Origin of the sequence: Corallococcus interemptor (genome assembly GCF_003668875.1) — a bacterium.
Taxonomy (GTDB): Bacteria; Myxococcota; Myxococcia; order Myxococcales; family Myxococcaceae; genus Corallococcus; species Corallococcus interemptor.
In genome coordinates, this window is record NZ_RAWM01000008.1 from 17,056 (window position 1) to 40,393 (window position 23,338).

Here is a 23,338-nt window from a genome sequence, read left to right on the forward strand (position 1 = left end):
GCTTCAGCCCTGGCCCTGCGCCGGCGGTGGGTTCTGCCGGCGCTCGGCGGGGGTGGCCTCCAGGTCCTGCGCCGCCATGTAGACGACGTTCCGGGTGCCCCGCTTGCCCCGGTACATGGCGCGGTCGGACAGGTCCAGGAGGTGGTCCTTGTCCTGGGCGTGCTCCGGGAAGCTGGCCACGCCGATGCAGGTGGTGAGCTTGAGCGCCAGCCCCTCGCGGCCCAGGAACTGATGGGTCTCCATGGTGCGGCGGATGCGCTCGGCGACCTTCAGGGCTCCGCCGGAGTCCGTGCCGCGCAGGAGCACCACGTACTCGTCGCCGCCGAAGCGCGCCACCACGTCCGGATCGCGCACGCAGCCCTTGAGCACGCGCGCGGCCTCCACCAGCACGCGCGAGCCGACGAGGTGCCCGTGCGTGTCGTTGATGGCCTTGAAGCGGTCCAGGTCCAGGAACAGCAGGGAGAAGGGCCGCTCCGTCTGCAGGGCCTCGTTCACCTCGCGGTCCAGCACCAGGTGCAGGTAGCGCGTGTTGAACAGGCGGGTGAGGTCGTCGACGTAGGCCAGGTCCTCCACGGCGGCGAAGCGGCCCAGGTTGCGCAGGGCCAGCGCCCAGTTGCGCACGAGGAAGCCCACCGTCTCCGGGTGGTGCTCCGGGGGCGCGCCGTCGTGGAAGAGCACCGCGTGGCCCAGCACCAGGTCGCCGTCCACGGCGGGGAAGGAGAGGGTGCGCGGCCAGGGCACCTGCAGGCCGTCCAGCGCCTGGGCCGTGCGCGAGCCCGCGAGCCGTTCGATGAGCTGCGGAACCAGCGCCTCGTGCAGGTCCACCGGCAGCCCGCGCATGCCGTGCGAGCGGAAGCCGGTGCCGGTGGGGTCGCGCTCCAGGAGCATCACCGCGGAGGCGTTGGCCATGGACTCCAGCGCGTCGGAGGTGGCCACGGCCAGCCGTTCGCGGTCGAGCGTGGTGGCGATGCGCTGGCCCGCCTCCAGCAGCGCGACGTGCTGTCGCAGGGACGCGTTCTCACGCATCAGGTCGCGCGTGGTGAGCGCGCGGCGCAGCGCGTGCTCCAGGGCCTCCGGCGCCACGGGCTTGACCAGATACTCCGCCGCGCCGCTCTTGATGGCGCGCACCGCGGGGGCGACCTTGTCCAGGCCGGTGATGACCAGCACCTCCACGCCAGGGTAGCGCTCGCGCACGTGACGGAGGACTTCCATGCCGTCGCCGCCGGGGAGGATGAGGTCGGTCACCACCGCGTCGAAGCGCTGCGCGGAGAGGGCGGCCTTCGCGTCCGCCACGGTGGCCACCGCCGTGACGAAGTGGCCCGCGGCCGTGAGGTAGTCGCCGTACAGGTTGCGAGCGATCTTTTCGTCGTCGACGAGGAGCAGGCGCGCCATGACTTGTTCAGGGCTTAGCACCCAACGCTGGAAGGCTGCTAGGGTCCCAACCCGTGCCCTTTGAAAGCGGACGGCGGCTCTGCCTGCTGGTGGAGGCCGGTGAGACGCGCTACGCGGTGGAGGCCACGTCCGTCATCGAGGTCGCGATGCCGGGCGCACGCGGCGCGAGCCTGCGTGGCGTACTCGAGGTGAAGGATCTCTCCTCGCTGCTCGGCGGCCCGCCCGAGGACGTGCCGGGCATGGTGGTGGTGCTGGACGTCAGCCCCACGCTCGCGGTGCGGGTGCGCTCGGTGGTGGAGGTCGCGGACGTCGCGAGGGATCCGTTCTTCCTCCTGCCTCCGGGGCTGGCGGACTCGCTGGCGCCCCTGAGCCGGGGCGCGGTGCTGCACAAGGACCGGCTGTACCTGGAGCTCATCGTGGAGGCGCTGCCGCACCGGGCGGGCCCCCGCGCGGCCCCGCCGGAGCTCCGGCCCGTGCACTGGGCGGACGCGCCCCCGGAGCGGGCGCTGGTGCTGGAGTCACAGGGAGTGCTCTTTGGCGTCCCCCTGGGTTCGGTCTCCCAGGTGGTGCCCCGGGGCGAGGCCTTCAGCGTGCTCCCGGTGCAGAGCGGGCCGGTGGCGGGCGTCTATCCGCACGCGCAGGCGCTGTGGCCCATCTGTTCGGTCCCGGCGCTTCTGGGGGCGCCGGCCCGGGTGGAGGAGCTGTTCGTCCTCACGGAGCTCGCCGGCCGGAACGTGGGGCTGGCGGCCACCCGGGTGCTTGGCGTGCTGCAGAAATTCAAGCCGGCCGAGCTGCCCGGAACGTTCCGGGCACCGGGGCTGCCGGATCCGGTGATGTTACTGGACCTGCAGCGCATGTTTTCTTGATCGGCCCAAAGCGCGAATCCTAAGCTTCTCCGATTGACACAGGGCGTGCAGGCAGGCTTGCTCGCCCGAAATCTCAAACGAATTCAGGGGGGTATGCGCCCCCCGAGGCCGGAGCCGATGCCCAAGAATCTACTGATCGCCGACGACTCGCTCACCATCCGCAAGGTGATCGGGATGATCTTCGCGACGGAAGACTTCCAGGTGACCGCGGTGGACAACGGGCTGGACGCCATCTCCCGCACGCGCGAGCTGCGTCCGGACGTGGTGCTCGCGGACGTGATGATGCCGGGCAAGAGCGGCTACGAGGTCTGCGAGGCCCTCAAGAGCGACCCCGCCACGCAGGCCATCCCGGTGCTGCTGCTCGCCGGCACCTTCGAGGCGTTCGACGAGAACCGCGCGAAGGCCGCCCGGGCGGATGACCACATCACCAAGCCCTTCGAGAGCCAGATCCTCCTGGACAAGGTGAAGGCCCTGGTGGGCCAGAAGTCCAACACCATGCCCGCGTCCGCCGCGACGCGCGTGCTGCCCCAGACCGCCGCTCCAGTGGCCCCGGCCGCTGCGCCGCCCGCCGCCGCCGCGCCTCCGGGTGCGCGTCCCGCGGGTGCGCCGCCTCCGGGCGCGGTTCCGCCGGGTGCGCGTCCTCCGGGGCCGGGCGTGCCGCCTCCGGGCGCGCGTCCTCCGGGCGCCGGTGTTCCTCCGCCTCCGGGCGCCGCGCGTCCGCTGCCGGGCGCCGTTCCGCCGGGTGCACGTCCCGCGGGTGCGCCGCCTCCGGGCGCCATGCCGCCGGGTGCGCGTCCTCCTCCGGGCGCCATGCCGCCGGGCGCGCGTCCTCCGGGTGCGCCGCCTCCGGGCGCCATGCCGCCGGGTGCGCGTCCTCCTCCGGGTGCCGTGCCGCCGGGCGCGCGTCCTCCGGGTGCGCCGCCTCCGGGCATGGCCGCGCGTCCGCCGGGCCCTGGCGCTCCGAACATCCCGGGCGGCTTCCCGCGTCCTCCGGGCGCCGCGGCGCTGCCGTCCGCGCCCCCGCCCGCCGCGGTGCCTCCGGCGGCCCGTGCCCGGGATCCGTTCGGCCTGGGTGCCCCGTCCGCTCCGCCCGCCGCCCAGGCGCGCACGGAGAGCATCCGCATCGAGGACTCGCTGCCCGAGCCCAGCGGCGCGGAGGAGATTTCGCTGGACCTTGGCGGGCCCCCGGCGCCGGCCGCCACGCCCGCTCAGCAGGCCCGTCCGTCCGCGGACGGCGGCGAGGCGCTGCTTCGCGAGGCGCTGTCCAAGGCCTCCCGCGAGGTCATCGAGAAGATTGCCTGGGAGGTCGTCCCGCAGCTGGCGGAGACCATCATCCGGCAGGAGCTGGAGCGGCTCATCAAGGACCGCGAGACCCAGCATTGATTCGCAGTCCCCCCTGATTCCCCGCCGGCCCCGTCGGGGGCCGGCCGCTTGCAATGACTGACACGACTGAACTGTCCAAGGCCTACGAGCCCTCCGAGGTGGAGGCGCGGTGGTACAACCACTGGCTGGAGCGTGACTACTTCCGCGCCGAAGCCCCTTCCTCCAAGCCGCCGTTCAGCATCGTGCTGCCGCCGCCCAACGTGACGGGCAGCCTGCACATCGGCCACGCGCTCACCGCGACCATCCAGGACATCCTCACGCGCTGGAAGCGGATGAGCGGCTTCAACGCGCTCTGGCTGCCGGGCACGGACCACGCGGGCATCGCCACGCAGATGGTCGTGGAGAAGGAGCTCAAGAAGACGGAAGGCAAGAGCCGCCACGACCTGGGCCGCGAGGCGTTCCTGGAGCGCGTCTGGACGTGGAAGGGCAAGTTCGGCGCGCGCATCGGCGAGCAGCACCGCTACCTGGGCGCGTCGCTGGACTGGAGCCGCGAGCGCTTCACCATGGACGAGCAGTCCTCGGCCGCGGTGCGCGAGGTGTTCGTCCGGCTGTACGAAGAGGGCCTGATGTACCGGGCCCAGAAGCTGATCAACTGGTGCCCGTCCTGCCGCACGGCCCTCTCCGACCTGGAAGTGGAGCACGAGGAGAAGAACGGCTCGCTCTGGCACATCCGCTATCCGGTGAAGGACAGCGACCGGACGCTCACCGTGGCCACGACGCGCCCGGAGACGCTGCTGGGTGACACCGCCGTCGCCGTGCACCCGGAGGATCCGCGCTACCTGGGCCTCGTGGGCCGCAGCGTGCGCCTGCCGCTCACCGACCGCGAGATCCCCATCATCGCGGACGCGGAGCTGGTGAACATGGAGTTCGGCACCGGCGTGGTGAAGGTCACGCCCGCGCACGACTTCAACGACTACCAGACGGGCCTGCGTCACAAGCTGCCGATGCTGTCCATCCTGGACGAAGCGGCCCGGATGACGAAGGACACCGGCAAGTACGCGGGCCTGGATCGCGCGGAGGCGCGCAAGCAGGTGCTGGCGGACCTGACGGAGCAGGGCCTGCTGGAGAAGGAGGAGCCGCACAAGCTGAGCGTGGGCACCTGCCAGCGCTGCGCCACCGTGGTGGAGCCGCGCCTGTCTCCGCAGTGGTTCATCAAGATTGAACCGCTGGCGAAGCCGGCCATCCAGGCCGTGGAGGAGGGCCGCACGAAGTTCGTCCCCGAGTCCTGGACGAACACGTACTTCCACTGGATGAACAACATCCACGACTGGTGCGTGAGCCGCCAGCTGTGGTGGGGCCACCAGATCCCCGCGTGGTACTGCACGGCGTGCACGCCCGCGGAGGAGCGCTCCAAGGACACGGCGGACGTCATCGTTTCGCGCACGCCGCCGGAGTCCTGCCCCAAGTGCGGCGGCAAGGACCTGACGCAGGACCCGGACGTGCTGGACACCTGGTTCTCGTCCGCGCTGTGGCCGTTCTCCACGCTGGGCTGGCCGCGCGAGACGGCGGACCTCAAGACCTTCTACCCGACGTCCGTGATGGAGACGGGCCACGACATCATCTTCTTCTGGGTCGCCCGGATGATGATGATGGGCCTGCACTTCATGGGGGATGTGCCCTTCCGCACCGTGTACCTGCACGCGATGGTGCGCGACGAGAAGGGCGAGAAGATGTCCAAGACGAAGGGGAACGTCATCGATCCCCTGGACGTCATCCTCGGCGCGAAGGCGGACGCGCTGCAGCCGTCCCTGCGCAACCGCTTCCCGCAGGGCATGCCCGCGCATGGCGCGGACGCGCTGCGCTTCACGCTGGCGTCGCTCACGCAGCAGGGCCGTGACATCAAGCTGTCCATGGATCGCCTGGGTGGCTACAAGGCGTTCTGCAACAAGCTGTGGAACGCCAGCCGCTTCGCCCTGATGAACATGGGCGACTTCAGCCTGGACAAGACGCCGCTGGAGGGCCGCAAGCTGACGCTGGCGGACCGGTGGATCCTCTCCCGGCTGCAGAAGGCCACGGAGGCCACGCGCGCGTCGCTGGAGGCGTTCGGCTTCGCGGAGGCGGCGTCCACGCTGTACCAGTTCCTGTGGGCGGAGTTCTGCGACTGGTACATCGAGCTGGCGAAGGGCTCGCTGTACGGCGACGACGCGGAGGCCAAGGACACCACGCGCGCGGTGCTGGTGACGTGCCTGGACCGCATCCTGCGGCTGATGCACCCGTTCATGCCGTTCATCACCGAGGAGATCTGGCAGAAGCTGCCGATGTCCCGGCCCACGGAGAGCATCTGCATCGCGGCGTACCCGGAGCCGGAGGCGGCGCGGGTGGACGCGGCCGCGGAAGGCGAGATGGCGCCGGTCATCGCGGCCATCGAGGGCGTGCGCACGCTGCGCGGCGAGAGCAACCTGTCGCCGGCCGCCAAGGTGAAGGCGGTGGTGCAGAGCCCGGACGCGACGACGCGCGATCTGTTGGAGCGCTGGCGTGCGTACCTGATGCCGCTCGCGGGCCTGTCCGAGGTGGTGGTGGGCCCCCCGGGCGCCAAGCCTCCGCAGGCGGCGGCGTTCGTGAGCGGCAACCTGGAGATCTACGTGCCCCTGGCGGGCCTGGTGGACCTGGACGCGGAGCGCGACCGCCTCAAGAAGGAGATCGCCCGCTCCGAGCAGGAGCTCGCCAGTCTGCAGCGCAAGCTGGACAACCCCAACTTCGTGGCCCGTGCTCCGCCGGACGTGGTGGAGAAGGACAAGGCCCGGGTGGCGGAGCTCCAGGAGCGCACGGTCAAGCTGCAGGATCACCTCCAGCGCATCGCCCCGGAGCCCCCCATGTCCGAGACGCCGTCACCGTTACCGGGCAGCACCGAGTCCGAAGCCCCTGAAGCGTCCGAGTCCCCCGCGCCTGAAACTGCACAGGTGAAGGTGGCCACCGAGCCGCGGGCACCGAAGGACGAAGGGGTGAACCTGGGCCAGGAGCTCAAGGGCGAGATCGAGGCGGAAGAGGCCTCGCAGGCGCCCCAGGCTGCGGATCCGGTGGTGGAGGAGGCGCTCAACAAGCTGCGCGAGGGCACCAAGGAAGGGCTGTCCCCGGCGGACCACCATGACCTGGGCGTCGCGTACATGAGCATGGGCCTCGTGGACGACGCGATGCGCGAGTTCGACCGGGCCAAGGAGGGTGGCGACACCCGCGAGGCGCCCGAGGGCTCGGCGGAGCGGGTGAAGAAGGCTCCGGCGAAGAAGGCTTCGGCCAAGAAGGCCCCGGCCAAGAAGGCCCCGGCCAAGAAGGCCCCGGCCAAGAAGGCGGCCGCGAAGAAGGCCCCGGCCAAGAAGGCGGCGGGGAAGAAGCGCGCCGCGAAGAAGGCGCCGGCGAAGAAGGCTTCCGCGAAGAAGGCAGCGGGCAAGAAGACGGCCGCGAAGAAGGCGGCGGTGAAGAAGGCCCCGGCGAAGAAGGCCTCCGCGAAGAAGGCGGCGGGCAAGAAGACGGCCGCGAAGAAGGCCGCGGCGAAGAAGACCACTCGGGGCAAGCCGGCGCGCAAGGCGCGCCGGTAGGAGGCGGAAGTGCAGCAGGATTATCTCGATCGGCTCATCGCGCTGTCCCTCGACGAGGACCTGGGTGCCGCGGGGGACGTCACCTCGCTGGCGGTGGTCCCCGCGGAAGCGGAGGGCAGCGGTGAGCTGGTCGCGAAGGAGCAGATGATCGTCGCCGGCCTGGACGCCTTCGTCCGCGTCTTCCACATGGTGGACGCGGAGGTGGAGGTGGAGGTCCTCAAGCGCGACGGCGAGGAGATCAAACCGAAGGTGGTCGCCGCGCGCGTCCACGGCAAGCTGCGCTCGCTGCTGGCCGCGGAGCGCACGGCGCTCAACCTGGTGCAGCGCGCCGCCGGCATCGCGACGCTGGCCCAGCAGGCGATGACCTCCGTGCGGGGCTCGAAGCTGCGGGTGCTGGACACGCGCAAGACGCCGCCGGGCATGCGCGGGCTGGCCAAGCACGCGGTGCGCATGGGCGGCGCGTCCAACCACCGCTTCGGCCTCTTCGACGGCATCCTCATCAAGGACAACCACATCGCGGCCGTGGGTGGAGACATCACGGAGGCGGTGCGGCGCGCGAAGCTGAACGGTCCCCGGCTGGTGAAGGTTGAGGTGGAGGTCACCAACTTCAAACAGCTGGAGGAGGCCATCGCCGCGGGCGCGGACGTCATCATGTTGGACAACATGGACGACGCGCAGATCCGCGAAGCGGTGAAGCTGACGGCCAGCCGCGTGCCCATCGAAGTCTCGGGCGGCGTCACGCTGGACCGGCTGCCGCGCTTGGCGAAGCTGGGCGTGGACTTCGTGTCGATGGGCGCGCTGACGCACTCGGCGCGGGCCATGGACCTGTCGCTGGAGATCGCGACGACGAAGAAGCCCGCGCGCAAGTCCCGCTCCTCGCAGGGCTGAAGCGAACGAAATTCCAGGTTGAGAGAATGGGTAGGCGGGTCAGAGAAGACTGACCCGCCTACCCATTTGCGTTGGGAAGCCTACGCCTCATCTGCGTATGCCCGCTCGCATGCCCAGTTGACCTGCCGTGGAAGTGGGTCGTTGCCTTCGGCAACGAAATTCTACTCAAGGCGCGGGGGATTGACCGTCTGGTATGCGGCCCTGTACGAATGCAGGTTCCGGCGCTCCCCATCCACCCCTAATGGTTCGAGCGAGCCCGCAAAGGGCTCAGGCCGAAGTGTGCCCATCATGCCCAAAGGTTTCTCGAAGTACTGGCTTGTCCTTGCAGTTCTGGTGTTGCTGCTTCCCCAATCTCATGCCTGGGGCGCTGTTTGCAGTGCCGGCGATGAGGCGGGTTGCTCCATGAGCAATGGCTGTCCAGGCACGATGACCTGCTTTGGCACGGGCTATTGGGGAAAGTGCATGCCCATGGCAGGGATTGGAACTGGGACCTGTACGGGCTGTGGCGGTGCCACTGGCAAAGTCGTTTGCAGCGGCAGTGGCCAGGTCCTTGCGTGCAAGACATCCGAAACGGAGTTGTGCAACAACTGTGACGACAATGCCGACGGCCTTGTCGACAATGCGCCAGGCCAGGGCGCAAGGACTCTGACGCGGAGTTGCAACCGGACAGACACACCGTGCCCCATTGCAGGCACCCAGGCCTGTACGACCGGGATTTGGAGCCCTTGCTCGGGATGCGGTGGGCTCGTTGCGTGCACCAATTGTGGCAAGAATGGGTCCCGGACCTGCGACGTAACTTGCAATCTGAGCAACTGCGTTGTTGGGGCTGAGGAGTGCAACGCCTGCGATGACGATGGCGATGGCAACGTTGATAACATTCCTGGCACCACCCAGGCACTGTCGCGGCCCTGTCAGACAGCAGCCGCATGTAGCGTGGGCGGCTCCCAGATTTGCAACGCCGCAGCCGGCTTCTGGGGCCCCTGCTGGGGCTGCTCCGGAGTTGGCACCTGCACGGGTTGTGGTGGCAAGGCGGGAACCGCGCAATGCAATTACTTCTGCAATGCGGATGGCGCAGCGTGCAATGTGGGGCCGGAGACGTGCAACGGTTGTGACGACAATGCTGATGGGATCGTCGACAATGCTGTCAATTCGACGCAGCCCCGGTCTTTGACCCAGTCATGCACTGTCACCAACGGCGAATGCAGTGTGCCGGGGACCACCTACTGCGCGTCAGGCTATTATGGAGCTTGCACGTCCAATGTCGCGGAACAGTGCAACGGCGTCGACGACAACTGTGACGGAAACGTCGACGAATTGGTCTGCCGCGCCCAGGCGGGAGGCAGCGGAACGTGCGTGCGGACCACGTGCGAGGCTCAGGGCGTGAACTGCGGGCCGATTTCCGATGGCTGTGGCGGAACCATGTCTTGTGGCACCTGTGAAGCGGGCCAGGTGTGTTACTCGGGCCGGTGTGTCAACGCGCAGTAGGGCTGGGGACCGACCTTCAAGTCGGTCAGGGGTGAGCGATGTCGAGACATATTAAGCGCGCTGTGCATCACGAAGACAAGGCTCCAGTCAAGACCACGAGGCGGTGGGGCGCCGCCGTGCTGGCGCTATTCTATTTCAACACTCTCTTGTCCGGGTGTTTGAATGGCCTTGCGCAGGAAGATGCGCCGCCCTCGGCGCAGCGGAGCGCGAAGCTGGACCAGGGACTCAATCCCCCCGCGCCAGGGGCCATCCTTCCGACAGAGGTCGATGCGAACGGCCTCACGGCTGGCCCCGTCGCGGGCGGCGCGGGCGTTTCCATGAACGGCGCCGCGCTCTACTCCGTCCCCCTCTGGACGCCTCCAGCCCGAGCGGGAATCGGGCCGAACCTCTCCCTGGGCTACAGCAGCCAAGTGGGCGTCGGAATGGCGGGCATGGGCTGGGACGTGTCCGGCATCTCCCGCATCACCCGATGTGGCAAGTCCCGAGCGCTGGACGGAATCGAATCGGATCCCACGCTGGATGACGGCCCCGCGGGAGACCGGTACTGCCTGGATGGCCAGCGGCTGCTGCTCGTCGCGGGGACCTATGGGCTGGCGGGCTCCGAGTACCGCGCGGAGTTCAACGGGCACGAGAAGATTGTAGCGCTCGGCGTCTCCGAGATGGGGCCTACCACCTTCAGGGTGTATCAGACCGACGGCACCGTCCGCACCTACGGCCCGATCTCCCCTGGGTTCAAGACGAAGGTGGCGTACGTGCCGCAGACGGACACCTATACGCGCACCGTGGAGAAGTACGTCCGGTTCGAATGGGGACTGAGCCGTGTCGAGGACACGATGGGCAACTTCATGACCATCGATTACTCGATCTTCGGGAGTACTCAAGCCGGCGCTGAAATCCTGCCCAAGACGATCCGGTATACCGGCTCCGCGATCCTCGCGCCGACCCGCAGGGTCGAATTCCTTTACGAGGATGATCCCTTCGCCACGGAGCGGTGGATCTCCGGCTACAAGATGCGCCGGGGCAAGCGGCTGGCCGCCCTGGAGATGTATGGGCCGGCCCCCGTGGCCGAAGGCAAGCTCAAGACGTATCGGTTCAAGTACAGGACTGGCTACCACGTCCGCGAGTACGCCAGCCTGCTGACGGCGCTGTCCGAATGCGACGGCCAGGGCGTGTGCAAGGAGGATCTGTCCTTCGACTATGACATCCCGCCCCTGGAGATGCGGAATCAGGAGGTCAAGTTCACCTTCTCGGGACGCGTCGGACGCAAGCAGTGCTACTTCGGAGACCTCGATGGCGATGGGCGCGATGACGTCATCTACGGGGCAGGAGATGACAGGTATTACTACCGGCTGAGCCTGGGGACGGAGTTCGGGCCGCCCGTGCTTGCCAAGGGACTGCCTGTGATCGGGCGGCAGCCGAACGACGACCGGACACTCCCGGACGTCGACACCATCGCGGGGGAGAGCCATGCGCTCTTCGATCTGAACGGGGATCGGCGCTCGGAGTTCATGCTGACGCGGTACAACTGGTTTTGGGAATGGATGGGGCAGGGCGTTCCCAAGGAGCGGCGTGCGTACGCTGGGAACGCGCTGTATCGGAACTACAAGAACTCGCAGACGGGTGAGATCGAGTTCGCGATGGAGTTCCAAGAGTCACAGGATTATCCGCGATCGCTTCAGGACTGGAGCATCACGGACCTGGAAGGCGACGGGCTCCCTGAATACGTCGCCTACAGTCCTTCGCATGCGGGGATTGTCTATCGCACCTATTACCCAAACGGCATGGGGCCCTTGACGTTGCTGGTGAACTGGCAGCTCAAGTCACCGCGGCAAGGCTTCAAGACCTTCCAGTTGGGCCGTGAAGGCCGTTCAGGTTACGGGGATGGCCGCTTCGCGACCTACTCACTGGAAAACGTGGGCGTTGTGGGCGGGTTCGATGGTCGGCATGCGCCCGAGGACATTCTCACGCCTGCGGACCTCAACGGTGATGGCCTTCAGGACTATGTCATCACCCACCCGTTTCCGAACCCTATTTTTCCATCTACTCGAATGGAGCGCACCTGCTACGCGATCAACACCGGTAACGGTTACGAGGAGCCTGTTTGTGCTTCGACAACAAATAACCTCTTCGCAGACGCGACCCTGATGGTCACTGACATGAACGCGGATGGACGTGCCGAGTTCAGCACGTCGTGGGGATTGTATCTGTTCGGACAGACCGGGACTGACTGGTCTGACTGGACCCTGAAGTATCCGGCACCTCCGACCGGAGCGACCAACCCGTTCAGGATTGGCAGTGGTTCTGGGAACTTCAAGAACCTGGCGGACGTGAATGGGGACGGCGTTCCCGATCCGTACTCATGCGACACGTCGAGCATCTCCGTTGGTGTTTCCAAGGGTTCGCAGCAGCCGCTCCTGGTGTCGGTACGCAATGGCGCCGCCTATGATTCGTTTGAGTACAGTCACGTCGGCGACCGAACCGTCTACACGCCGTCGGAGCCTGCTCTCGGGGTGCCCGGCGCGACGCCCATGCACCGCGGCATCTGGGTGGTGAAGCGGGCCTTCGGCGGGGTGGGTACGCTCCCGGCCTATGGCCTTCGCTACCAGTACGCCGGCAGCCTCACGGCCAAGGGACGTGGATGGCTTGGCTTCGAGGAGCGGACGGTCACGGACGAGAACACGGGGACGCGGACGACCTCCACCGTGACCCGGAGCACTCCGGGCCACGTGGCCCTGCCTGACTCAACGACCGTCGAGACGCCCCTGGGGGCGATGATCCACCTGGAGAAGCAGACCTGGAGCTACCTCTTCCATCCGGGCACCGTGGTGAGCGTGCGGAAGACAACCTCCTCCTCGGAGACCTGTGACCTCAACCCACAATCTGGAAGTCAGTCATGCTTCCAGGCAGTCCTCAATGAGGCGAACTTCGACGTCTACGGCAATACGACCACGACGAGCTCTCGCACCGTTTGGGGGGCGGGGTTCAGTCAGAGTGCATCGTCCTTTGCCCAGTACGCCTACGAACCTCCAGACTTGAATAGGTGGCTGGTCTCCCGTCCTCGGAGGGCCGACACGCAGTGGACCAACGCGCTGGGGACGACGAATCAAGCGATTGAGTATCAGACCCACGCGACGACAGGGCTCGTGGAGCGAATCATCCGGTCTCCCGGAGCAGCAGGCGTTTCGGAGAAGCTGACCACGCAGTTCTTCTATGACGACCAGGGATCGCCCACTGCGGTGGAGGTGTCCGACCTGACCGGAGCCGTCCGGCGCCAGAGCGTCGGGTATGCGCCCCTAGACGCGATGTTCCCTACCTGGGTTCAGACCGGAAACATTCGCAGGGAGTTCTCCTACCATCCGGGCTTCGGCAGCCTGATGAGCAAGCGGGACGAGGTGGGCGGGGAGACGACCTTCAGCTACGACGGGTTTGGTCGTGAGCGGAAGGTGGATGGCTCGGGATTGGCTGATCTCACGTTGTCCTACCAGCGGCGCTCTGGAGCCGAGGGCGGCTGGATCACCATCTCCTCCGTGGGAGGAGGCTCCGAGACCCGGCTCGAAGTGGATGCACTGGGCCGTCCCGTCCTTCAGCAGTGGGTCCGCGCCGGCCCCCAACCGGAGCCCGTTTATGTCCAGACCGAGTATCGGCCTGACGGCAAGGTGAAGCGCGTCACCCAGCCCCACACCGCGAATGAGCCTCCGGCCTACACCTCGCTTGATACGGATGCGCTGGGGCGGCCGGTCAAGTTGAACCGGTTGGATGGAAGCTTCCGGACCTGGAGCTATTCGCAGCTCCAGACCGAGGCGGTGGACGAGCTCAATCGGCGGACGATCACCCAAGTCAACGGATTGGGACAGGTAGTCTCCACGGCGAACGTCCTGACGGGGGGCGGCCAGAACCTCACGACGTTCGAGTACAACGCGTTGGGGAGCCTGGCTCGGATCACGGACCCGCTGGGCAACCTGACTACCCTTGAATATGACTCCTTGGGGCGACAGACCGCTCTGGTAGACCCCAATCTGGGCCGCACCACGGTCGTGTTCAACGCCTTCGATGAAGTGGTTCAGCGGACGGACGCGCTGGGCGTGACCAACTTCGATCGGGACGGCCTGGGCCGGCCCCTGAATGTCACGACTTCGGACGGGACGACCACCTACACCTGGGACAGTGCCTCGGGGCCGCAAGGGGTGGGCCGTCTGGCGAGCGTGATGAGCCCGGACGGGGTGAAGACGGAGTTTGCATATGACACGTTGGGGAGGCCTTCGGAGACGGCCTGGACCGTATCGGGGCGGCGCCTGGCGACGACGGTCACCTATGACGACTTCGGCAGGCCGTCGACCTTCGCCTACCCCGAGGTGGGCCCCGCGAGCGGTCCCAGCCGGCTGGTGGTCCAGACCACCTATGACGCCGCAGGCAATCCCGCATCCGTCCGCAATGCCCTGACGGGGGTCGATTATTGGAAGGCCTTGGAGATCAACGCCCTGGGGCAGGTGCAGCGTGAGACGGCGGGCAACGGCGTCGTCACCAAGCGCGTCTTCGACAAGTCGGGAACGCTCCGCTTCCAGGAGGCCAAGGGCGCCTACCTGCCGGTCCAACAGATGGCGTTTGGCTTCGCGCCCACTGGCAATCTGCTGGAGCGCCATGACCTCATCTCGAAGACGTCCGAGGATTTCGAATACGACGAGCTCGACCGGCTGACGAACTGGCAGATCAATGAGCGAGGGGCCATCTCTCGACAGGCCTTTGAGTATGACGCCATTGGGAACCTGAAGTTCCATCGGATCAACGCGGGCCCTGGGCTTACGGCTGCGTTCGCCCATGACGCGCCGCGAGCTCACGCCGTCACGCGCCGGACCCAGCGTGGGGAGACCCAGTTCCTGCAATACGACGCGGTCGGGAACCAGGTCGACAACGGGCGCGGCCGCACCGTGGAGTACACCGCGTTCGACCTGCCTAAGAAGATCTCCCTGAACCAGGAGACGACCACCTATCAGTACGACGGCGCGCGCCGCCGCGTCCTGAAGACGATATCCAATGGTGACGAGGTCCTGAGCCTCCCGGGGATCTACGAGCGCAAGCGGATGTCCGATGTGGTGGAGCACCTGTTCGACGTGACCGCGAACGGGATGCTCGTCGCGCAAGTGCGTTGGCAGGAGGACGGTGCAGGGGCGCTGACGGACGAGCAGGTGGTCTACATCCACTCGGACTACCAGGGGACGCCCTCTGTCGTAACCGACGCTGCGGGAAACGTCCTGGAGCGCATCAGGTTCGCGCCGTTCGGGACCCGGCAGGCGCCGGGTGACCTGGCCCAGTCCATGGTCGCCGCTCCCTGGATGGGCAAGGGCTTTCAGGGGCATCCCATGGATGACGAGAGTGGGCTCGTTGACCTGGGCGGGCGGGTCTACGATCCGGGGCTCGGCGTTTTCCTGACGCCGGATCCTGTGGTATCGGCCTCACTCAATCGCTATCGCTTCGGCCTGAACAATCCCCTCGCCAACACTGATCCAACGGGTTTCGACATCCTGGGCACGGGGTTGAACATCTTAAGGACGATTGGGGGCGGCGGCGGGATGTCTGGAGGGGGACTCAACCCCAACCCCATTCCAGGCCACTACGACTCCGTGGACTGGAACTACGGGAGTTCGCATGACCCGGGGGGGAACAGCACCATCAACACGGGAGAGAGCACGAAGCCGTCCACCACTCCCAATAATTCCAGGCTGTACGGCCAGCAGAGTCAGTCTTCCCCCGTCACCAATATCTACGGGGGGGGAGGGAGCGACGCCACGCCTCGTGTCAACACGCCGACCGGGACCTGGGTCAATGGTGCCGCGCACGCCGCCGGGGAGCTGCTGTCGGGTCTGGCGTTCGGAACTTCGTTGTCGCTGATGCCGACCTACGGGGCCATCGTCAACACGTATGGCATGGGAAGTCAGCTGGGGTCTAGCGTCAAGGAATACGGAGTCCTGGGCGGACTGGTTGATACGCTCAACCCCGCAGGCAAAGCCCTGGAACATGGTTGGCTCGCCAGCGAAGCCTACGACAAGGGAAAGAGTTACGCGGTCGGTGAGCACTCATTCCATGCGACAGTCGCCGCGGTCCAGACTGTCATGATGGCCAGTGGGCTTCGCAAGACGGGGGTGAATGTCAAGGACTTGATGACAAGCATCAACCGGGCTCGTGCAGCGGCCATGGGAGCCGCGACGGAAATAGGAGCGAGTGGTCGCTCTACGCGTCAGGCGCCCTTCAATCCGGCAGGACTCAAGGACAACTGCGTCAACGGGGTGTGCGCCTACCTTGAGAGCGTACGTGACGGCACGCTGAATCTCGACGCGGCTCATGAGCCGGTGAGGACCAACGGTGGCGTCATTACCAGGGTGCTGAGCCAAATTCGAAACCGTGTTGGAATTAAATGGGGAGGTGGTCAATATAATGAAATGAAGACCGCGCGTTCAGAACAGTTTTTCATTGTGTTCAGGGGGAGCAGCCGCACCATTTCTGATCATGTGGCCGTCGGGATCGTGAGGAATGGTCGAGCCATGATCTATGATCCACAGAGCGCCCAGCGCTTCTTGAACTTGTCTGAATTTGGGCCCTTCACGGCATACCCCATCATCTTTGAGTGAGGCCCCTCGAATGAACGACATCCGGCTGACCGTCGAGGCATTTCTCCAGTGGTGGAGCAGTCCGAAGGACTTTCCCGCGTTTTCGACGCGGTTCGCGCCTGGATTCTCTTATCGGCAAGAGCCAGACGGGATGAGCGACGAGGACGCCGTCTGGTTCCACGAAGAGAAGGTTCCGTGGACAGGACTGAAGGTTGTGGAGCAAGAGATTGCTGGGAACACGGCTTCTCTAGTTCTCGAAGGGGACGACCCGGTCACACTTCTTCGGATGAGAGCGAGCTTGAAGTTGATGATCCAGGGCGCGCAGGTCGTTTCTGTTTCTGAGCGCATAAAGATCCTCGATTGAGCTGATGGGCGACTCCACTCTTGAAGATCGAGTTTGGGGTCGCCCTTCACCGCGCGCCGGTGAGCGCCTCCGCGCGGGGCTTGCCCTCCGCTGACGCGGGCATGCCCATCTCCAGCAGCGCGGACAGGGTGGGGGCCACGTCCACGGGGTTGATCTCCTCCAGGTACAGCCCCGGCTTCACGCCCCTGCCCGCGAACACCACTGGCACCTGCGTGTCGTACGAATACGGCGTGCCGTGGTTCGTGCCGCGCGGATAGTCGCTCACGACCTGGAACGGCTTCGCCATGAACACCACGTCGCCGCTGCGCGCCGGGTAGTAGCCGCGCCGCATCGCCGCCAGGAGTCCATCCGGGTCCTGTGCCGTGGACAGGTCGTCCTTGGCCACCGCCCACACCGTATAGGGCTGCTTCGCCAGCCACGCCGCCGCTGCGCGCCGCACCGCCACCGCGTCCAGTTGGCCGGACTCCAGCGCCTTGCCGCCCAGGTGCACGTCCAGCTCCAGCAGCTTCACCGTCACGTCCACGCCGAACTTCGCCTTCAGCTCCTGCGCCAGCCCCTTCGCCGCCTCCACCGGATTGAGCCGAGCGGCCGGCATGCCCGCCTGCGCCCACGCCTCCGGGATCTCCGCGCCGCCGTGGTCCGCCGACAGCATGATGACCAGGTTCGCCTTCCCACCCGCCGCGCGCTCGGCGGCGGCGATGAGCTCTCCCATCGCCTGGTCCAACCGCAGCATCGTGTCCTGCATCTCCCACGAGTACGGCCCGAACGCGTGGAACACCGCGTCCGTCCCGCTGAAGCTCACCGCCAGGAGGTCCGGCACGTCGTCCTGGCCCAGGCCCTCGCCCTCCAGCGCCGCCTTCGCCGCCTGCACCAGCAGGTCATGCGAGTACCCCGACACCGCGAACGCCCGGTACGACGCGGGCCCGGGCGCCTGGAGCCCGCCCTTCAGCGCATGCGGGAACACGCGCCCCATGCCGTAGGCCTCCGGCTCCATCTGGCGGTCGTCCTCGCCCACGTACTCGGCGCGCGGACGCAACAGCTCCCACGTCTTGCTGAACGCCGCGTCCGGCAGCTTGCGCGCGTTGAACGCCTGCATCCACGCGGGCTCCTGCTTCGCGTACCAGGTGCTCGTCACCATCCGCCCCGCCGCCTCATCGAACCACCAGGCCTGGCCCTGGCGCCCGGCCAGCGGGATGGCGGCTCGCGACTTGTAGGACAGCGCCACCACCTTGCCCCGGCCCTGCGTGGACACGCGCAGCCGGTCCGCCAGCGTCTCCGCCATCAGGTTCACCGGGCTCGTGTCCGACCCCGGGGGCGTCTCCGCGTTCAGCACCGGATGCGTCGGGTCCGTGTAGACCTGGACCGCCTGCCCGGACGCGCGGTCGTAGATGTCGTTGTCCACGATGCCGTGGCGCCAGGGGTTCGCGCCCGTGGCCAGCGTCGCGTGGCCCGGTGCCGTGCGCGCCTCCGCGTAGGCGTACCGGGCGTAGGGGTAGTACGCGCCCGTGGAGAGCAGCCGGCCCAGGCCCCCCGTCAGGCGCGGACGGTTTCTCAGGAGCAGGTCGCTGCCCATGGCGTCCACGCTGATGAACAGCGTGAGCTTCGGGGCCTTGGCGGAGGCGGGCAGGGCGAACAGGACGAGGAGGGCGGCGATCAGGCGCGACATGGTGCGGCAGCCTCTTCTGCCGGATGAACAGAAGCAACCAACATGCGCGCCCACCGCTTGGACACGCCACCCCGCCCTGATATGGGCGGCCCAATGGTCGAGGCACGGCTGCGCGTCATCTACGGCGACACGGATCAGATGGGGGTCGTCTACTACGCGAACTACTTCCGCTACTTCGAGTTCGCCCGCAGTGAGTTCTTCCGTGCCCACGGAGGCAGCTACCGCGAACTGGAGAGCACCGGGCTCCTGCTGCCCGTGGTGGAGGCCAGCGCCCACTACAAGGCGTCCGCGCGCTACGACGACATGCTCCTCATCCGCACCACCCTGGGTGAGTTGCGCCGCGCGTCACTCGTGTTCACCTACGAGCTTCTGCGCGACGGTGACGCCCCCACGCTCCTGTGCACCGGCCGCACGATGCACGCCTGCGTGGGGCGTGACGGAAAACCGCAGCGGCTTCCCGAAGCCATCGCCCGCCTGAAGGCCGCGGACGACTCCGAGACCTGAACCCTTTTCCCTTCCCGAATTCCCGAACGAGGAGCACCCGAAAATGGATCGCAACCTGGCAATGGAGGTCGTGCGCGTCACCGAGATGGCGGCCATCGCCTCCGCCCGCCTCATGGGCCGCGGCAACAAGGATGAGTCCGACCAGGCCGCCGTGGACGCGATGCGCCGCGCCTTCGACGCGCTGAACATCGACGGCACGGTCGTCATCGGCGAGGGCGAGCGCGACGAGGCGCCCATGCTCTACATCGGTGAGCGCGTAGGCGCCCGCAACGCCGGCGCCCCCGAGGTGGACATCGCCCTGGACCCGCTGGAGGGCACCAACCTGTGCGCCTACGGCCGCCCGGGCTCCATCTCCGTCGTGGCCATGTCCAGCCACGGCGGCCTGCTCAACGCGCCCGACACGTACATGGAGAAGCTCGCCGTGGGCCCGCGCGCCCGGGGCGCCATCGACCTGCGCAAGTCTCCCACGGAGAACCTGCGCTCCATCGCGGAGCGCATGAAGCTCTACGTGGAGGACCTCACGGTCATGATTCTGGACCGCGAGCGCCACGCCGACCTCATCAAGGAGGTCCGCGCCGCGGGCGCCCGCGTGCGCCTCATCGAGGACGGTGACGTGGCGGGTGCCATCGCCACCTGCTTCGAGGGCTCCGGCGTGGACGTGCTCATGGGCATTGGCGGCGCGCCGGAAGGCGTCATCGCCGCGGCCGCCATCCGCGCCACCGGCGGTGACCTGCAGGGCCGGCTGGTGCCCCGCAACCAGGGCGAGATCGAGCGCGCCAAGAAGATGGGCATCACCGACATCCACAAGATCTACACCGCGGAGGAGCTGGCCCGGGGTGAGGTGATGTTCGCGGCCACGGGTGTGACGAGCGGCGACTTCCTCAAGGGCGTGCGCTTCTTCGGCGGCGGCTGTGAGACGCACTCCGTCGTCATGCGCAGCAAGACGGGCACCGTCCGCTTCATCCAGTCCATCCACAAGTTCGACAAGAAGCCGGGCTACGCGCCGTAAGCTGTCCGTCAGCCCTGTCCCTCACTCCACCGGAGACACCGCCATGGCCGGCGCCACGCGCACCATCACCATCAACGCTCCCGTCGAGAAGGTCTTCGACATCATCACGAACTACGACCGCTACGCGGAGTTCCTCCCGGAGGTGAAGAAGGTCTCCACCTCCCAGCGCCAGGGGAACACCGTCCAGGTGCACTACGAGGTCGATGTGGTGAAGCGCATCCGCTACACCATCCGCGTCACCGAGGAGCGCCCCAAGCGCATGTCCTGGACCTTCGTCGAGGGCGAGGTGATGAAGGACAACAAGGGCAGCTGGACGCTGGAGCCCGAGGGCGAGGGCAAGACGCGCGCGACCTACAACGTGGAGATGGCCCTGGGCGCCCTCATCCCCAAGGCCATCATCAACACCCTCACGGAGACCCAGCTCCCCAAGATGCTGGAGGCCTTCAAGCGCCGCGCGGAAACCCCCTGACCGTTTTCGTCGACGGCCCGCGTCACCACTGACATTTCGCGTCAGGTCTCCGCCCGCCTGCCTGTCATCCCGTACGGTCCGTGCCGTGCAAGGGAGCAGGAGGGCGGGCGGGCCCTTTTCGGCTGGAGCCGTGCCGCGCGAGGGGCGAAAGGCCACCTGAAATGAGTCGTGTTGCGGCGCGCGGCGGACGCATTAGGATCAGGCGAATTTTGAACGTCCACGGACGTCTCCCTGACATCCGTGGCACGGTCGCTCTGTCCCGGATGTCGGGAGGTGGACGAGCAGCCATGCGGAATCAGGGTGCCATCCCCAGAAAGAAACCGGGGTTCTTAATTTGCATCAAAGAGATGTGGAAGTGGTAAGGCGGCGGGACGGCGGGCGTACATCGGGGTACGTAGGCTGAGGGAGAAACCGAACCCATGCTCGACGCGTTCATCATTGAAGAGATCAAGCGCCGCGAGCGGCTCCGCCGCGAGGATTACGAGCGGCCGGTGGTGGAGCTCCCACTGCCTGCACCCGATGACCGTCCCCACCGGAGGACGGACACCGAGGAAGAGAAGCCGTCACGAGGCGTCGTCGTCATCGACCTGCTCGGGTAGATGACCCCATCCCACCCGTGGCCCTCTGGCCACGGCGTGTCCCGGAGCCCGCGGACGGGCTGTCCCTCACCGGACAGCCCCCGCGGGCTTCGCGCTTGCGGGGTTTCCACTAGGCCGGCGCCAGCAGCAGCAGGTGCCGGGGGTGGTAGACCTCCCACAGCACCGTCCCCTTCTGGAGGGGGTTGTAGGGCTGGAGGGCCAGGAGGACCTTCTGGCGCCACTCCTCCGGCAGCGCCCCCTCGCCGTGGAAGGCGCCCACCAGCGCGCCGGTGACGGAGGCGTGGATCTCCGTGTCGCCGCCCCGGTGGATGACGTCCAGCAACGCGGCCTCCGCCGTGGGGACGTGGAGCAGCTCCCAGAAGGCCAGCCGGAACGCGGCACGCACCGCGTTGTTGCCGGGCCGGTGCATGTGCAGCTCCGGACCGTAGAGCTGCGGGTCGTCCTTCGCGGCCAGGGCCAGGTCCTCGCGCAGCAGGGCCGCGGCCTGGGAGACCTCCTGGACGTAGTCCTTCTCCTGCTTGCCCAGGGCGGCGGCCGCCAGGGAGATGCCCACCTCCGCGGCCGGCAGCAGGTCCTCGGCCTTGAGGTCCGGCCCGCCCGTCATCGCCTTGGCGATGGCGGCGCACAGCCCCGCGCCGGCCAGCTGGCTGCGCGGGTCGAAGTGCGTGAGGGCGGTGTCCTCCAGCGCCGCCTTCGCCAGGGCGAAGGAGTCCCTGGCCAGGTGGATGCCCAGGGGCACCACGCGGGGCAGGGCGCCCGCGGGGGCCGGGCGCCGGAAGTTCTTCTGCCAGACGCGCTTGCCGGCGTCCTTCACCTGGGGCGGCAGGCTGGAGTCACACTCCTGGAACAGCTCCTTCATGTGTTCGCTGACGGAGATGGCGTGCGGCTGCCAGGCCCGGTAGCGCTTGAGCGCGTCGCCCGCGTCGTAGCGCTTCAGGTCGCGCAGGCTCAGGGCCAGCGCCACCGCCAGCTGTGTGGGCTCCGTCACCTGTCCCTTGCGCAGGTCGTGCGGACCGCCCCCGTGCATGCCCTGGTAGGGCCCCTCGGCGAGCTGGGGGAAGGCCGGCGCGTAGAAGGGCCTCCCCGCGGTGGGAACGGCCAGGGCGTTGCCAATGGCGAGGCCCAGGAGGGCACCCCGGGCACGCTGACCGGGCAGCGGGTCGGGCCCCGTGGCGCGGCGCTTGGGAGGAGGAGGCATTCGGCGGCTGGACACTGTAGCAGGCGGCCGGTGCGAGCGTGCTTGCCCGTTCCGGCCGTGCCTCGTAGAAACGGCCGCCTATGACCGAGATCGCTCAAATCCTGGCGCGTGAAGTGCTCGATTCCCGTGGCAACCCGACCGTGGAGGCCGAAGTGCTGCTCGTGGGCGGTTCGCGCGGCCGCGCGACGGTGCCCTCAGGCGCCTCCACCGGTGAGCACGAGGCGCACGAGCTGCGCGACGGCGACAAGGGCCGCTACCTGGGCAAGGGCGTGCAGAAGGCCGTGGACCACGTGCGCGACACCATCGGGCCGGCGCTCATCGGCATGGACGCCGTGGACCAGGTGGCCGTGGACAAGCGGATGATCGAGCTGGATGGCACGTCCACCAAGTCCAAGCTGGGCGCCAACTCCATCCTCGCCGTCTCCATGGCCACCGCGCGCGCCGCGGCGGACGCGCACGGCCTGCCGCTGTACCGCTACGTGGGCGGCCTGCAGGCGCGCACGCTGCCCGTGCCGCTGATGAACATCCTCAACGGCGGCGCGCACGCGGACACCCGCGTGGACGTGCAGGAGTTCATGGTCGTCCCCGCCGGCGCGAAGACGTTCGCGGAGGGCCTGCGCTGGGGCGCGGAGGTGTTCCACGCGCTCAAGAAGATTCTGAAGGGCCGCAAGCTGGCCACGGGCGTGGGCGACGAGGGCGGCTACGCCCCGGACCTGCCGGCCAACGAAGAGGCGCTCAAGCTCATCATGGAGGCCATCGACGCGGCGGGCTTCAAGGCCGGCGAGCAGCTGTTCCTGGCGCTGGACGTGGCCGCGAGCGAGTTCTTCGACAAGGGCTCCAAGAAGTACAAGCTCAAGGGCGAGGGCAAGGAGTACGACTCGCAGGGCCTGCTGGAGTACTACCGGGGGCTCACCCAGAAGTACCCCATCATCTCCATTGAGGACGGCATGGCGGAGGATGACTGGGAGGGGTGGAAGAAGCTCACCGACGCGCTGGGTGACAAGGTGCAGCTCGTCGGCGACGACCTCTTCGTCACCAACGTGGAGCGCCTGTCCAGGGGCATCGAGACGGGCACGGCGAACTCCATCCTGGTGAAGGTGAACCAGATTGGTTCGCTCACGGAGACGTTCGACGCGGTGCGCATGGCGCACAAGGCGGGCATGACGTCCATCATGAGCCACCGCTCCGGCGAGTCCGAGGACACCACCATCGCGGACCTGGCGGTGGCGCTGGACTGCGGGCAGATCAAGACGGGCTCGGCGTCGCGCTCGGACCGCGTGGCCAAGTACAACCAGCTCCTGCGGATTGAAGAGGAGCTGGGCGCCGGGGCGCGCTACGCGGGCCGCACCGCCTTCCGCTCGCTCGCGAAGAAGCAGTGAC

General features: G+C 67.5%; 14 protein-coding genes. 11 read left to right on the forward strand and 3 right to left on the reverse strand.

All coding sequences use genetic code 11. The annotated features are described in order from the left end of the window. Window positions 1-3: 3 nt before the first annotated feature. A complete protein-coding gene (locus D7X96_RS04800) occupies window positions 4-1,392 on the reverse strand; it encodes a GGDEF domain-containing protein (protein ID WP_121722021.1) in 1,389 nt (462 codons plus the stop codon). A gap of 53 nt (window positions 1,393-1,445) precedes the next feature. Here D7X96_RS04800 and D7X96_RS04805 point away from each other — a divergent pair, with 53 nt between their 5' ends. From D7X96_RS04805 to D7X96_RS04830, 6 genes are all read left to right on the forward strand, one after another. Continuing rightward, window positions 1,446-2,258, forward strand: coding sequence for a chemotaxis protein CheW (locus D7X96_RS04805; protein WP_121722022.1), 813 nt, complete (start codon window positions 1,446-1,448; stop codon window positions 2,256-2,258). A 117-nt stretch (window positions 2,259-2,375) separates the two neighbouring features. Continuing rightward, window positions 2,376-3,641, forward strand: a complete 1,266-nt coding sequence (locus tag D7X96_RS04810; RefSeq protein ID WP_120546633.1) for a response regulator — start codon at window positions 2,376-2,378, stop codon at window positions 3,639-3,641. Between the two features lie 53 nt (window positions 3,642-3,694). Continuing rightward, complete coding sequence (locus D7X96_RS04815) at window positions 3,695-7,174, forward strand: valine--tRNA ligase (protein ID WP_121769098.1); 3,480 nt, start codon at window positions 3,695-3,697, stop codon at window positions 7,172-7,174. A 9-nt stretch (window positions 7,175-7,183) separates the two neighbouring features. Further along, window positions 7,184-8,062 carry a carboxylating nicotinate-nucleotide diphosphorylase gene (gene nadC, locus D7X96_RS04820; RefSeq protein WP_208647271.1) on the forward strand — a complete coding sequence of 293 codons (879 nt, stop codon included), beginning with the start codon at window positions 7,184-7,186 and terminating at the stop codon, window positions 8,060-8,062. A 1,601-nt stretch (window positions 8,063-9,663) separates the two neighbouring features. Beyond that, a complete protein-coding gene (locus D7X96_RS04825) occupies window positions 9,664-16,170 on the forward strand; it encodes an RHS repeat domain-containing protein (protein ID WP_158626553.1) in 6,507 nt (2,168 codons plus the stop codon). Window positions 16,171-16,180: 10 nt separating this feature from the next. After that, a complete protein-coding gene (locus D7X96_RS04830) occupies window positions 16,181-16,513 on the forward strand; it encodes a hypothetical protein (protein WP_121769100.1) in 333 nt (110 codons plus the stop codon). Between the two features lie 46 nt (window positions 16,514-16,559). Here the strand turns inward: D7X96_RS04830 and D7X96_RS04835 are convergent, their stop codons facing one another. After that, window positions 16,560-18,179 carry an alkaline phosphatase family protein gene (locus D7X96_RS04835; protein WP_121769101.1) on the reverse strand — a complete coding sequence of 540 codons (1,620 nt, stop codon included), beginning with the start codon at window positions 18,177-18,179 and terminating at the stop codon, window positions 16,560-16,562. A gap of 93 nt (window positions 18,180-18,272) precedes the next feature. On the opposite strand from D7X96_RS04835, the gene D7X96_RS04840 reads away from it, so the two are divergent. The 4 genes from D7X96_RS04840 (at window position 18,273) to D7X96_RS04855 (ending at window position 20,760) form a co-directional block, all read left to right on the forward strand. Further along, on the forward strand, window positions 18,273-18,683 hold the full coding sequence (locus tag D7X96_RS04840) for an acyl-CoA thioesterase (protein WP_121722026.1): 411 nt from the start codon (window positions 18,273-18,275) through the stop codon (window positions 18,681-18,683). A 43-nt stretch (window positions 18,684-18,726) separates the two neighbouring features. After that, entirely contained in the window at window positions 18,727-19,692 is a 966-nt protein-coding gene (gene glpX / locus D7X96_RS04845; RefSeq protein ID WP_120546629.1) for a class II fructose-bisphosphatase, read from the forward strand. A gap of 43 nt (window positions 19,693-19,735) precedes the next feature. Further along, window positions 19,736-20,161 carry a type II toxin-antitoxin system RatA family toxin gene (locus D7X96_RS04850; protein WP_120546628.1) on the forward strand — a complete coding sequence of 142 codons (426 nt, stop codon included), beginning with the start codon at window positions 19,736-19,738 and terminating at the stop codon, window positions 20,159-20,161. Window positions 20,162-20,580: 419 nt separating this feature from the next. After that, entirely contained in the window at window positions 20,581-20,760 is a 180-nt protein-coding gene (locus D7X96_RS04855) for a hypothetical protein (RefSeq protein ID WP_043321424.1), read from the forward strand. Between the two features lie 109 nt (window positions 20,761-20,869). Here the strand turns inward: D7X96_RS04855 and D7X96_RS04860 are convergent, their stop codons facing one another. Then, complete coding sequence (locus D7X96_RS04860) at window positions 20,870-21,958, reverse strand: ADP-ribosylglycohydrolase family protein (protein ID WP_121769144.1); 1,089 nt, start codon at window positions 21,956-21,958, stop codon at window positions 20,870-20,872. Between the two features lie 80 nt (window positions 21,959-22,038). Between D7X96_RS04860 and eno the strand changes: the two genes are divergently transcribed. Beyond that, on the forward strand, window positions 22,039-23,337 hold the full coding sequence (gene eno / locus D7X96_RS04865; RefSeq protein ID WP_121722029.1) for a phosphopyruvate hydratase: 1,299 nt from the start codon (window positions 22,039-22,041) through the stop codon (window positions 23,335-23,337). The last annotated feature ends 1 nt before the right edge of the window (window position 23,338 follow it).

Bases quoted from the DNA above. Each gene is read 5' to 3' on its own strand.
- D7X96_RS04830 (WP_121769100.1), top strand. From the start codon at position 16,181: ATGAACGACATCCGGCTGACCGTCGAGGCATTTCTCCAGTGGTGGAGC.
- D7X96_RS04840 (WP_121722026.1), top strand. From the start codon at position 18,273: ATGGTCGAGGCACGGCTGCGCGTCATCTACGGCGACACGGATCAGATG.
- D7X96_RS04835 (WP_121769101.1), bottom strand. From the start codon at position 18,179: ATGTCGCGCCTGATCGCCGCCCTCCTCGTCCTGTTCGCCCTGCCCGCC.
- eno (WP_121722029.1), top strand. From the start codon at position 22,039: ATGACCGAGATCGCTCAAATCCTGGCGCGTGAAGTGCTCGATTCCCGT.
- D7X96_RS04800 (WP_121722021.1), bottom strand. From the start codon at position 1,392: ATGGCGCGCCTGCTCCTCGTCGACGACGAAAAGATCGCTCGCAACCTG.
- D7X96_RS04850 (WP_120546628.1), top strand. From the start codon at position 19,736: ATGGCCGGCGCCACGCGCACCATCACCATCAACGCTCCCGTCGAGAAG.
- D7X96_RS04810 (WP_120546633.1), top strand. From the start codon at position 2,376: ATGCCCAAGAATCTACTGATCGCCGACGACTCGCTCACCATCCGCAAG.
- D7X96_RS04815 (WP_121769098.1), top strand. From the start codon at position 3,695: ATGACTGACACGACTGAACTGTCCAAGGCCTACGAGCCCTCCGAGGTG.
- D7X96_RS04860 (WP_121769144.1), bottom strand. From the start codon at position 21,958: ATGCCTCCTCCTCCCAAGCGCCGCGCCACGGGGCCCGACCCGCTGCCC.
- glpX (WP_120546629.1), top strand. From the start codon at position 18,727: ATGGATCGCAACCTGGCAATGGAGGTCGTGCGCGTCACCGAGATGGCG.
- D7X96_RS04855 (WP_043321424.1), top strand. From the start codon at position 20,581: ATGCTCGACGCGTTCATCATTGAAGAGATCAAGCGCCGCGAGCGGCTC.